At 67.5% G+C, this 12033-nt stretch carries 10 protein-coding genes; 4 read left to right on the top strand and 6 right to left on the bottom strand.

What is annotated here, in order from left to right:
• The 4 genes from VGR67_12470 to VGR67_12455 form a co-directional block, all read right to left on the bottom strand.
• Positions 1-134 (bottom strand): YciI family protein (locus VGR67_12470; GenBank protein ID HEV8337224.1); only part of this gene is annotated, 134 nt, incomplete at its 3' end.
• Between the two features lie 104 nt (positions 135-238).
• Complete coding sequence (locus VGR67_12465) at positions 239-535, bottom strand: MoaD/ThiS family protein (protein HEV8337223.1); 297 nt, start codon at positions 533-535, stop codon at positions 239-241.
• Positions 532-1710, bottom strand: coding sequence for an exo-alpha-sialidase (locus tag VGR67_12460; protein HEV8337222.1), 1179 nt, complete (start codon positions 1708-1710; stop codon positions 532-534). Before VGR67_12460 ends, VGR67_12465 begins: the two co-directional genes overlap by 4 nt.
• A gap of 136 nt (positions 1711-1846) precedes the next feature.
• Positions 1847-2179, bottom strand: a complete 333-nt coding sequence (locus tag VGR67_12455; protein HEV8337221.1) for a hypothetical protein — start codon at positions 2177-2179, stop codon at positions 1847-1849.
• A gap of 238 nt (positions 2180-2417) precedes the next feature.
• Between VGR67_12455 and VGR67_12450 the strand changes: the two genes are divergently transcribed.
• The 3 genes from VGR67_12450 to VGR67_12440 are packed head-to-tail and all read left to right on the top strand — an operon-like array spanning position 2418 to position 7090.
• Positions 2418-4016: a trypsin-like peptidase domain-containing protein gene (locus VGR67_12450; GenBank protein HEV8337220.1), complete on the top strand. Its 1599-nt coding sequence runs from the start codon at positions 2418-2420 to the stop codon at positions 4014-4016.
• The gene (locus tag VGR67_12445) at positions 3998-5578 is read left to right on the top strand and encodes a PDZ domain-containing protein (GenBank protein HEV8337219.1); all 1581 of its coding nucleotides are present in this window, start codon (positions 3998-4000) and stop codon (positions 5576-5578) included. Before VGR67_12450 ends, VGR67_12445 begins: the two co-directional genes overlap by 19 nt.
• A 21-nt stretch (positions 5579-5599) precedes the next feature.
• Positions 5600-7090 carry a trypsin-like peptidase domain-containing protein gene (locus VGR67_12440; GenBank protein HEV8337218.1) on the top strand — a complete coding sequence of 497 codons (1491 nt, stop codon included), beginning with the start codon at positions 5600-5602 and terminating at the stop codon, positions 7088-7090.
• 35 nt (positions 7091-7125) lie between these two features.
• Here VGR67_12440 and VGR67_12435 read toward each other — a convergent pair whose 3' ends face one another.
• Positions 7126-7341: an FtsX-like permease family protein gene (locus VGR67_12435; protein HEV8337217.1), complete on the bottom strand. Its 216-nt coding sequence runs from the start codon at positions 7339-7341 to the stop codon at positions 7126-7128.
• A gap of 211 nt (positions 7342-7552) precedes the next feature.
• On the bottom strand, positions 7553-9937 hold the full coding sequence (locus VGR67_12430; protein HEV8337216.1) for a heavy metal translocating P-type ATPase: 2385 nt from the start codon (positions 9935-9937) through the stop codon (positions 7553-7555).
• A 447-nt stretch (positions 9938-10384) separates the two neighbouring features.
• On the opposite strand from VGR67_12430, the gene VGR67_12425 reads away from it, so the two are divergent.
• Positions 10385-11734 (top strand): radical SAM protein, encoded by a 1350-nt coding sequence (locus tag VGR67_12425; GenBank protein ID HEV8337215.1) that lies wholly within the window; start codon positions 10385-10387, stop codon positions 11732-11734.
• The last annotated feature ends 299 nt before the right edge of the window (positions 11735-12033 follow it).

The raw sequence follows: 12033 nt of genomic DNA, 5'->3' as shown, positions 1-12033 counted from the left end.
CCCTCGGCCGCGAGCATCACGCCGGCCTTCACCAGCTGCTCGTTGAACTTCCCCATCTCGGTGAGGATCTTCTCGTCCGGGAGCACGCCCGCCTCGGACTGTTCGTTGGCTTTCACCAGGATCATGAATCGCATGGCCGTCGCTCCTCAATGGTTCGGGTTGGGAGCCGCCTTTCTCGCCGGCTCCACCTACACGACGAGTGGGGGGTCCTGCGATCGACATGCGTGCGACGTGGAGGTTAGCCGCCGGCAATGGCTCCTACGACGAAAAAGGGCTCCTCCCCCGACGCGACCGCGTCGGGGAGCGGGGCATCCGGCGGTTGGTGGGTCACGTCCCGCTCGCACGCAAAGAATCGCAGGAACGGCCGTCGCTGCCCGGTGCCGTGGTCGCGGATCGTCCCGCGCAGCATGGGATAGCGGATCTCGAGCGCGTCGAGCACGGACGCCCGCGTGACCCGGCCCGACACGTCGAGCGTCACTTCGCCTTTGACCTGCGCCAGCGTCCGCAGGTGCGGCGGGAGCGCCACGCGGATCATGGCAGCGTCTGGACTTCGACCGACAGGACGGCCGGCAGGTCGCGGACGATCGGCACCCAGCTGTCGCCGGAATCGGCCGAGGCGTACACCTGCCCTCCGGTGGTCCCGAAGTAGACGCCGCAGGGGTCGAGCCGGTCGACGGCCATCGCGTCCCGCAGGACGTTCACGTAGCAATCGCGCTGTGGCAGCCCTTGGGTGAGCGCCTCCCATTCGTTGCCACCCGTCCGGCTGCGATAGACCCGCAGCTTGCCCTCGGGCGGGAAGTGCTCCGAGTCGCTCTTGATCGGAACGACGTAGAGGGTCTCCGGCTCGTGGGCATGGACGTCGATCGGAAAGCCGAAATCGGTCGGCAGGTTCCCGCTCACCTCGCGCCAGGAATCTCCGGCGTCGTCGCTGCGCATCACGTCCCAGTGCTTCTGCATGAACAGCACCTCCGGCCGCGCCGGGTGCATCGCGAGGCGATGCACGCAATGGCCCACCTCGGCGTCCGGATCGGGGATGTACTGGGACTTCAATCCCCGGTTGATCGGCCGCCAGCTCTTGCCGGCGTCGTCGCTCCGGAAGGCGCCCGCGGCGGAGATCGCCACGAAGATTCTGTTCGAATCCTTCGGATCGAGCAGGATCGTATGCAGGCACATGCCCCCGGCGCCGGGCTGCCACCGGGAGCCAGAGTCATGACCCCGAAGGCCGGGAAGCTCCTTCCAGCTCCGCCCTCCGTCGGTCGACCGGAAGAGCGCCGCGTCTTCCACGCCGGCGTAGATGACGTCGGGATCGGCCAGCGACGGCTCCAGGTGCCAGACCCGCTTGAACTCCCAAGGGTGTTGCGTGCCGTCGTACCACTGGTGCGTGGTGAGGGGCTTGCCGGTGCCGGGGCTCGTGTCGTAGACGAACCGGTTGCTTTCGCCGGTAGGCATGCCCTCGGGCGACATCGTCACCCCGCCTCCCGGCGTCTCCCAGGTCCTGCCGCCGTCGTTCGAGCGCTGCAGGACCTGCCCGAACCAGCCGCTGGTCTGCGAGGCGTACAACCGGCTCGGATCCGCGGGAGACCCCTTGACGTGATAGATCTCCCAGCCTGCGAAGTGCGGGCCGTCGACGCGCCACCGCTCCCGCTTGCCGTCGGACGTCAGAACGAACGCGCCTTTGCGAGTGCCGACCAGGACTCGAACTCCGCTCATCGCTCTCTCCTTCCCTTCTCCGGCAGGGCCATGGCCTTTGGCGTCCGCTCCGGGAATCCGGCGCCGCGGGCGGCGCGCAGTCCCCGCCGCCCGACGCGCCCTCACGTTTCTCTCCCGGGTCGCCTCATTCTAGGATTCATCGTGGTGGGCGGCAAGGAGGTCCTCGCTTCGAGGGGGATATTTCTGCGCGACTTTCAGAAGGGACGCCATCGAACCCTTCAGAGAGGCTAATGGGGGGGTCGAGATCACTTCCCTGCCGACGGACGCCGGCGGCCAGGCGATCGACGAAGGCGAGCTGACGCGCATCGGCGCCGCGCTCGACGATCTGGGCAAGGCCGATCCCTCCCTGGCCGAAATCGTCGACCTCAAGTTCTTCTGCGGTTTTTCCTTCGCCGAGATCGCGGCGCTCCAAGGCGCGGTGGAGCGCACGGTGCAACGCAAGTGGGAGAAAGCGCGCATCTATCTGCATCGCAGCATCCGCGCCGATCTGTCGCCGTGAGAATCCGACGTCGATGCTGAGCTCCGAGCGCTGGAAGGCGGTCAGCCCCGCCCTGCGAAGTTGGAGAGCGGGCGATTTGACGGGTTGACACGCGGCATCCCGGCGGGCAGAATCCCTGCATCCCCCCGCTTCTCGTATCGCCCGGCCGAAGGAGTCGACGTTGTCCGTCCAGCCCCATGACCGTCCGACGCCTGGAGGCGTATCCCGCGTGACGGAACAGGCCCGCCCGGGCAGGCTCGGGCCCCTGCTCGCCTGCCTGGTGCTGCTGATGAATCTCTCCCACGCCCGCCCCGCCGAGGGCCCCGCTCCGCCTGCCGACGCGACCGCTTCTTCTGCCGTCTTTTGCCCCGTGTGCGGCGCCGAGAACCAGCCTGGAAGCAAGTTCTGCCTGAAGGACGGAACGCCTCTGCCGACGCTGGAGGCGGAGCGCTACCAGCCAGGCTTCGTCAGGGCTCCGGAGACTCTGTCGGCCGGGGAGATCCAATCTGCCATCCAACAGGCGGCCAAATCGGTCGTCCGGGTGCGTGTCAAGACAAAGACAGATTTCCGCTACCCCGCGGTGAACGACTTTGGCTACGGCTACATGGCCGAGATGAAGGATGAGAGGCGCCTGATCGGCTCGGGCTTCGCCGTCGAGCAGGGCGGATGGGTGGTCACCAACGCCCACGTCGCTTCGCCGTTCGGCGCGCCTGCGGAGCTGAGCCTGGACGCCCAGGACGGCCGGAATCTTCCTTGCCGGCTGATCGGCATCGACGTGGCGAGCGACCTGGCTCTCCTCCGGGCGGAGGGCTCGGACCTTCCCGCGGTCGCCTGGGGCGATTCCGAGAAAGTCCAGCTCGGCGAAGAGGTCTGGGCTCTCGGAATTCCTCTCGACATCGGGCTTTCACTCACCCGGGGAACCGTTGCCAGCATGGTGCGCGTCCACGTCGGCCTGAACCAGGTGGAGAACTTCCTCCATTCCGACGCGTTCTTCACCTCCGGCAACAGCGGCGGTCCGCTCGTGAGCGTCCGCGGCACGGTGCTGGGGGTGAACGACATGGGGTATTTCCGCGAGAAGGGACAGGGTTATTCGATTCCTTCGCGGATGGCCAAGCTGGTCATCGATCGCCTGCGCCAGAAGGGCGCCTACGCGCGCGGTTTCCTGGGACTCCAGGTTCGTCCGATCGATTCAGAGATGATCAAGAAGTATTCCCTCCATCGGACGGGCGGCGTCGTGGTGGAATCGATCCTCGCCGGCACCCCCGCCGAAACCGCGGGATTCAAGCCTGGAGACGTGATCTTCGGAATCAACAATCACGCGCTCCCCGATTCCTACGTGCTGCAGGAAGCGATCTCGAGCGTCGGACCGGCGGCGGCGATCCAGCTCGTTCTCGACCGCGGCGGCCGGGAAATCCCGATCGACGTCACCACGACGGCCCGTCCGGCGTGGCCCCGAATCGACCCGGTCCAGGATCTCGAGAGGTATCTGCACGCCCGCTTCATCGACGATCCCAAGAAAAAGAAGGTCGTGATCCAGACCAACGACCTGTTCAGCCTGGCCTCGTTCTACGGCTTCGCGGATGGAGACCGCGTCGAAAGCGTTCTTCCGGCCGCCGGTTGGACGGAGACCCTCTTGTCTCCCGAGGTTTACCGTGCCTCTCATCCGACGGAAGTGCGCACCGTCAGCGACCTCCGGGAGGCCCTGAAACGGATGTATGAGGCGGGACGGCTCGGCGTCGCGTTCGGGCTGCGCACGGATCGGGCGCGTCCGAATGAACCGCTCGTGCATTCCCTGGTGCTCGAGGAGACATGGGCGCTCATCGTGTGAAGAGTCCCGTCCCGGGCCGGCGCGCCGGCTGGACCACCGCCGTCCTCCTGCTCCTCCTGGGGGGGGCGGCCGCGGCCTTGGAGGCCCAGTCGGGCCCTCCTCCCGCCGCGGTCCCCGCATTCTGCCCGCGCTGCGGTTACCGGGTCGAGCCCGATTGGCACTACTGCGTGGCCTGCGGCTGGAACCTGCGCGTGCCGACGGGAGCGGCCGCGGCCGCGCGTCTTCAGAGGATCGGCGCTTCCGTGATCGGACTGATCCTGGTGAAGGAGCCGCCGAGTCTCGACGAGATCCTTCCTCCGAATCTGTTCAAGTACAGCTCGAGCTATGCGTTCGCCTATCGCCCGGGAAAGAACAAGTTCTTCGCGACGGCCTTCCCCTTCCTCAAGCCGGGCATCTTCGTCACCAGCGCCCGGGCCTTGGAGTGGGTCGAGCTGGGCGACATGCGGACCTACAACAATCGACAGGGGCCGATAGAGATTCTGGGCTACGATCTCCCTTCCGGAATCGGCGTCGTGAAGGCCGATGTTCCCGACGCGGTTCCTTTGAAACTCTCCGCATCGGTTCGCGAGCTGGATACGGCCTGGGCGATCTGCTTCCCGGTCTCCCAGACCGGCCGCCGGGTCGAATACCTTCCCGAGTCGTTCCATCGCGGACGCGTCTCCTCGACCGGCCAGCAGGGAACGCATCTGGTCGCGTTCGAGAACCTTCTCCGCACCGATCACACGATCGAGGACGGCTGCCTCGGCGGAGTGGTCCTCGATCCTTACGGAGACGCCGCCGGCATGATCCTGCACGCTCCCGATCCGGGTATCGTGTACGCCATGCCGGTGGCCGATATGACGGCGCTCGTGGAGGTCCTGTCCCAGAAGAAGAAGCCCGATCGGCCGTACTTCGGGATCGGGCTGACGCTTCCCGACGAACGGCGCCGCGCGCGCTTCCAGCTCCCGGAGGGAAGCACGATGCCCGTGGTGGCGTACCTCGTTCCCGGCACCCCCGCGGAAAAGGCGGGGCTGCTTCCGGGGGACGTGCTCACGGCCGTCGGAGACGAAAAGGTCTCGAGCCTGGCGGGCGCGGGCGCCCGGCTCCTCACCGCCTCGCCCGGGGGTCCGCCCGTGACGATCACCGTCTCGCGGGCCGCCAAGGAGCTGCGGCTGTCCATCACGCCGGCTCACCGCCCGCGGCGAATCATGCTCTCTCCCGCCGACGAGATGGAAGAGACCCTGCAGGCCAACCTGGTGGAGGTCTTCGCCGGTCCCACTGCGCAGCAGGGTCTCCGTCTGGCCAATCTCATGCGCGGAGGCCGCGGGGAGAAGCGGGGTTACTTCGACGGCGACCTGATCACGGAGGTGTACGGGAAGGGAGTGCGGCGCCGCGAGACCTTCGACAGGATTGTGCGCGAGCACAACAGCCACATCTTCGCCGACACGAGCTCCGAAGAGGGACCGGCGAGATTGTCTACCTACAGCATCTGGATGAAGATGCGCGACGCGAAGAGCGGCGACAAGGTCGACAGCTCCTATTTGAATCTGTTTCCCGACGTGCTCACGGCTCCGGTCTATTGATCCGGAAGGCAGGCTAAAGCCATGCGGAATCGATCCTCACCCCACCGGCGCGTCCTGCGAGCCTGCCTGCTCGCAGCGCTCGCTTGCGTCGCGACCGGCTTGGTCGTCGCCGAGGCGGTGTGTCCGAAGTGTGGCGCGCCGGTCCCCCCCGGGGCCCTGTTCTGCACGCAGTGCGGCGCCCGGCTCGAGCCGGGGGCCGCGGGAGCGCCGCCGCCCGCACCGGCCTCGGATGCCAGGCTTTCGGTGGTCCAGGTGGTGGCGATTCACGATCGGGAGATGAGCTCCATCGTGCAGGCGATCACCCAGAGCTCGGCCGTGCGGGTCGATTCGCTGCTCGGCAGCGGATTCGCCGTGGCGCCCGGGGAATTCGTGACCGACGCCGGCCTGCTGGTGGGCGCCAAGGAAGTGCGGCTGGCCGACGCCGCGGGCCGGACGGCGGCCGCCCGCATCGTCGCCGTGGATCCCTTGATCGGCGTCGGCTTGCTGGCGGCCGATCTCCCGGGAGTTCCTCCGGTTCCGGCACGGCGGGACCAGCCCCGGGAGGGTGAGACCCTGACCGCCATCGGTTTCTCCTCGGCTGCCGGAATGACGCCTTCGATCACCGTCTCGCCGGGAGTGGTGAGCGGCCTCCATCGCAGCGGCATGGAGATTCATCCGGTGGAAGACTACCTGCAAAGCGACGCCTCTTTGCCGCGCGGATTCGCCGGAGGGCCGGCCGTGGATGCGACCGGCCGACTTCTCGGCATGACCACCGCCTTTCCCCTGGGCCGTTCGCTTTGGCTCGGACCGGCCGCCGGAATCGGCTATTTCATCCCGGCCGATTGGGTCGAACGCTCGCTGGCGTGGATACGCGGCGGACAACCGCCCCGCGCCTGGATGGGGGCGCACGCGGCGGCCGCGGATCCGGACAGCCGCAAGCTCTTCGGAATCCCCGGCGAGGTCCGCTGGGTGGTGGAGGACGTCTTCCCCGATACGCCCGCCTTCACCCGGCTGCGGCGGGGCGACGGCCTGCTCCGCATCTGCGGGGAAGAGATCCCTTCCCTGGCTGCGGTTCAGCTTCGCCTGCTGTCGGCGAAGCCCGGAGACCGCTGCCCGGTGGAGGTCGTTCGGGACGGCAAGAAGCTCACGGTGGACCTCATCCTCGCCCCGCGCCTGGATCGGCCGCGCTTGAAGGGAATCGATGCGTTGCGCCTCTACGGCGGCGTCGAGATCGGAACCGGCAGCCAGCCCGGCCTGCTGGTCAACCGCGTGCTTCCCAATTCGCACGCGCATGCCGCCCGGATCTCGAAGGGGGACGTGCTGCACGCGGTGTTCACCAAGAAGGACCTCGAACATCCCGAGCGCTACGATGCGCGATGGCGGGGCGTGAAGGATCTTCCGGAGCTGGAGCAGCAGGTCGCGCGCGCTTATTCGGATCTGGACTTCTTCGCCGGATTGAAGTTCCGCTGCAAGGATGGGGAGAAGCGGGAAGTCTTCATCTTCTCTCTTCTAACCGCTACGGACGCCTTCTGATCCGCCAGGCCGGGCGACGCGGGCCGGCGCTCGACCTACTCGGCGCGCAACGCGGTCATCGGATCGACGCGCGTCGCCCGCCGCGCGGGGAGCAGACAGGCCAGCCAGCAGACCGCCAGGAGGACCGCGGCGATCCCGAGGAAGGTCGTGGGATCGTGCGTGCCGACCCCGAAGACCAGGCCGTAGAGCGTTCGTGACAGGAACCACGAGGCAACCCCTCCGAGTGCCGCGCCGCAAAGGCCCAGCGCCATGCGGATCCCGAATTCCCTCGTCCGCATTAGGCGGCGAAGCAGTAGACGGCCGCGTCAGCAGACTCCGGCTTTTCCCCGCAGCGCCCTCCAGGGCCATCCCCTGGAGGGCGTTCCTTTTGCAGGCTCGTTCCCTCTGGCGCCTTCGGTCCCGCGGCTCGGGAAGCGCCCTCCGCGCCGGGTCGCGGTGCCGCCGGGAGGCGCGGCTCGATCCCTAGAAATCGGCGGGCGCCGGCGAACCGCTCTCGCCCCCGGGATCAGGGCGCGGCCGGCCCGACGAGTGAACCTGAAGCAAAGGCGCTGCCTTTCCATCGAGCAGGGGAAGGTAGGTCTCCTCCTCCTGGGCGAAATGCAGCCGGAGGATGGCGTCCAGCCCGTAGAGAATCCTTCGAAAATCACCCACTTCTTCGCCAGTCGGTCCCTCGGCGGGAATGTCAGCGAGGAGACTGCCGAGCATGCGGATGCGATGGCCGATTTCCAGGTGGGCCCGGCTCATGGTGGCGGTCGGATCGGTCCCGCCGATGATCCGGGCGACGACCGGGTAGGCGGTGGCGTCCTCGGCGATCTCGTGCGGCAGCAACTCGTTCGACAGAAAATCGTGGACCCGGACCAGCTCGGAGCGGATTGCCGCCGGGTTCATGGAATCGAGCCGATCGGCGACCTCCCGGATTCGCCGCACTTCCGGCAGGAGCGTGCGGTGCTCGGCTCTGAAGCGGGCGGCGACTTCCGAGCCCCTTTTGTCTCCCCTTAGGGAGAGGCGGCCGCTCAGGGCCCGCAGCGCGTTCAGGATGACCGCGGCGTCGATCGCCTCCTGAAGAAGGGCTCCCACCACCGGAGGGATCCGGCCGGCCGCCGCGAACCCCATGGCCAGAAGCGAGAGGCCCATCCCCGCCAGGATGCTCTGAAGCGCCAGATGGCCCGAGCGCCTCGCGATCCCCACCCCCTCTTCCAGACGATCCAGGCGGTCGGTCATCAGAACGATGTCGGCGGCCTCGGAGGACGCCGTGGCGCCCCGGGCGCCCATGGCGACGCCGACGTGGGCGGCGGCCAGCGCCGGAGCATCGTTGATCCCGTCGCCCACCATGACCGTGATTCCCTCCGACTTCGCCGAGAGGACCCCTTCCGTCTTTTCCGCCGGGGTGCGGTCCGCCAGGACGCGGTCGACCCCCAGCGCCGCGCCGACCAGCTCGGAAACCTCCAGATGATCGCCGGTGAGCAGCCAGATCTTCCGGAATCCGATGCGCCGGAGATTGCGCAGCGTCCGCGGCGCGTCCGGGCGGATCAGATCCTCCAGGATGAGGGCGCCCGCCGGCTTGCCGTCCACCGAGACGAGCACGCTGGACGCTCCTTCGAGCATGGCCCGGCGGCGGACGCGACGCAGCGCCGCGGGCGCCGGAAGGCCCTGCAGGATCCAGCCCGACTTCCCCAGGGCGACTTCCCGCCGATCGACGAGGCCGCGGATCCCCTCGCCCAGCTGTTCCAGGGCCTCCATCGGAGGACTCAGGGAGAGCTTCCTTTCCCGGGCCTCCCGCAGGATCGGCTCCGCCAGCATGTGCATCGAGGCCTGCTCCAGCGACGCCGCGAGCCGCAGGATCTCGGCCTGGCTCTCCTCCCCGAACGAGATCACGTCGGTGAGCACCGGGGCGCCACCGGTGACCGTGCCGGTCTTGTCGAGAATCAGGATTTCGCCGCGGGCGAGCGCCTCCAGCGCCCCGGCTCCTTTCACGATGATGCCGCGGCGGGCGGCCCGCGAGATGCCGGAGACGAACGCCACCGGCGCGGCCAGGATCAAAGGGCATGGAGTGGCGACCACCAGGACGGCCAGGGCGCGCACCGGCTCTCCGGAGATGCTCCAGGCGAGCGCCGCCAGGGCGAGGCTGGCCGGAAGGAAGAAAAGGGCGTATCGGTCCGCCATGCGAATCAACGGAGCCTTCGAGGACTGGGCCTGCTCCACTAGGCGCACGATGGCCGCATACGTGCTCTTTTGAGCGGTCGCGGCGGCGCGCAGCTCGAAGGGAGAGCCGGCGGCGTTCAGCGTGCCGCTGCGCACCGCGTCGCCGGGCGGGCGCTCCACCGGAAGAGCCTCGCCGGTGAGGGCCGATTCGTCCAGGATTGCCGCCGAGCCTTCGACTCGTCCGTCCACCGGCACGATCTCCCCCGCGCGGACCAGGAGAAGATCGCCGGGAAGCACCTCCTCGATGCTGCGCTCCGCCAGGCCGGCTTCCTCGAAACGGTGGACCTTGCGCGGACTCCGGTCCATGAGGGCCTTGAGCTCGCGTCGCGCCCGCGCCGCGGCGAACTGCTCGAGCGCCTGCCCGCCCGACAGCATCAGGGCGATGACGGCCCCGGCCAGGTATTCCCCGAGAGCCAGGGATCCTCCCATGGCCAAGAGGGCGATGACGTCGACGCCGGCTTTCCAGGAGAGCAGGTCTCTCACGACGGAGAGAGTCAGGGGGACCAGCGCCGCCATCGTCGTGGCCGCCCACACCACGCCCGCCGCGTCCCGGTTTCCCATGATCTGCAGGACGAGCCCCGCGCTGATCCCTGCTACGACCAGCCCCAGGACGACACGATTCATGATTTGCGATTTGGTGGCCATGTTCTTCTTATGATGGGCGTCATCGGTTGGCGAATACTGACCTTTTGCTGCTTGTGCATACTTCACGCCATACCTCATGCCATCACCCTGCGCCGCCAAGCCGGCCCGTTCCAGCGGCGCGAATTATTTTCGCCAGGCACGGCCCCAGGCGCCGCGGCCCCTTAAATAATGAAGAGGCGCCGGGGGTCCGGCCACCGGCAAAGGGCCGAATCGGCCCCGCCGGGGCATGGGGAACTTCATGTTAATCAGAAGGTTAATCCATGTCCACCAGCGGCGGAGGCTGCCTTCCTCAAGATCGCCCCAGGGAGTCTCTCCGGAAGGTCGGCGGGTCTTATGGCGCGGCACAAGGGTTGCACAATCACCTCCAAAAGGAAATCGGCACCCTGCCATTCCGGCAAGGCAGCCGGTCGGCTCGCGGAATTACCTCAAGTTTTCGAGGAAGCCGCTTTGGAAACGGACATCCGGCGCAACCCGGCCCTCCTGAAACTCGACCTCTACTGCCGCGGCATGCGTCTCGACGACTCGTGCTACGTCGTGGAGGACGGAGGCCGCCAAATCCTCCGGACCCGGGCGGGCCTGGGCTCGGGCCTCGAGCTGATCCTTCCCGGCGGGTTGTGGACCAACGTCCCGGTCACCGAGAAATTCGCGGCCGCGTCTCCCTACGTGCTCTACCGCGAGCAGGGGCGGTACGTTCTCCGCCGCCACCGCGAGCGCTCCTCCGTCGCCAGCGCCTCTTTCATTCCTTCGTCCCGGAGCGAGGAAGGGATCCCGGTGCGCCTCGCGCCGCGGCCCGCCTGGTACGAGCGCTCGACGTCGAGCGGCAAGCCGATGACCCGGATTGGGACTCTGCAGGGCACTTACCTCGGCATCTACCAGGCCAAGGTCTGCGAGTATTGGACCGAGAAACCGAAGGTCAACTGCAGATTCTGCTCGGTGGGATTGAACCTCGGAGTCGACGACGACACCGAGAAATCGGTGGACGAGGTGATGGAGGTGGTACGCGCGGCGCGCGAGGAGTCGGAGATCACCTACGTCGATTTCAACACGGGGCACTACGAAGGCGACACTTACCTGGACATCCTCGAGCCGTTCCTGCGGCGGGTGAAGGAGGAGACGGGACTCCTGGCGGGAGTACAGACCCCTCCGCATCACGACTTGAAACGCTACGACTACCTGCGCGACCTGGGAGTCAACCGCGCCTCCTTCTGCTTCGAGATCTTCGACGAGGAGATCTTCAAGAAGTTCTGCCCGGGCAAGGCGCGGGAATACGGGCTTTCGCGTTATCTCGGGGCGGTCGAGTATTGCGCCCGCCTGTCGCGGGCCGGCTGGGAGCCCTGGGTCTCCAACGGCGAGATCATCGCCGGGCTGGAGCCCCCCGCCTCCTCGATCGCCGCCATTGACTGGATCGCCTCGGTCGGCGCTATCCCGACCGTCTGCGTCTTCCGTCCCCTCACCGGCACCGACATGGAGGATTTCGCTCCCCCGAAGACGGAGGAGCTCGTGCCGCTCTTCCGCCGCCTCTACGAGGCCTGCATGGAGAAGGATCTTCCCATCGGCGTCGCGCCGAACGTGCACGTGAGCCTGGTCCTGCTGCCGGAGGAGTGCCGCCACCTCATGGACAATCCGCGAAAGTACTGGTGGAAGGAGCTTCGCCTGCGCGCGCTCTCGAAAGCCTTCGCCATGCGCTTCCAGAGACGCGTGGAGCGCAGGCTCCGCTACTCCCGGCGTCCCGAAACCTCGCGCGATCTCTCCGCCGCGCTCGCCCGTCCCTCCCTGCCCCCTCGCGTCGACCCCTGAACGGAGAAATCGTGCTGGTCAATTCGCCGGGAGGCACCCTCGTGAATTATGATCTCCTTCACGCGAACAGTCCTGGCGGCTTCGCGGCTCCGATTTGCGTCGTGATCGGAGCGACAGGCACCAGCGCCAGCGACTTGACCATGCCCCGTCGGGAGTTTTCTTTTATAAGCCTATCGCCGCGCGGCGCTGCTCAACCTCTCGAGGGACTTCCTGAAAAATTTCCCTCCGGAAACGCAAGGCCGCTTGTCGGTGCTGGCGGCGCGGGGAGGGACTTGGAGTGACTGGGACTCCAAGCTTCG

Source organism: Candidatus Polarisedimenticolia bacterium (genome assembly GCA_036004685.1).
Classification (GTDB): domain Bacteria; phylum Acidobacteriota; class Polarisedimenticolia; order Gp22-AA2; family AA152; genus DASYRE01.
The sequence above is the reverse complement of the archived record's forward strand: the minus strand, read 5'-3'. Positions and strand labels throughout refer to the sequence as shown.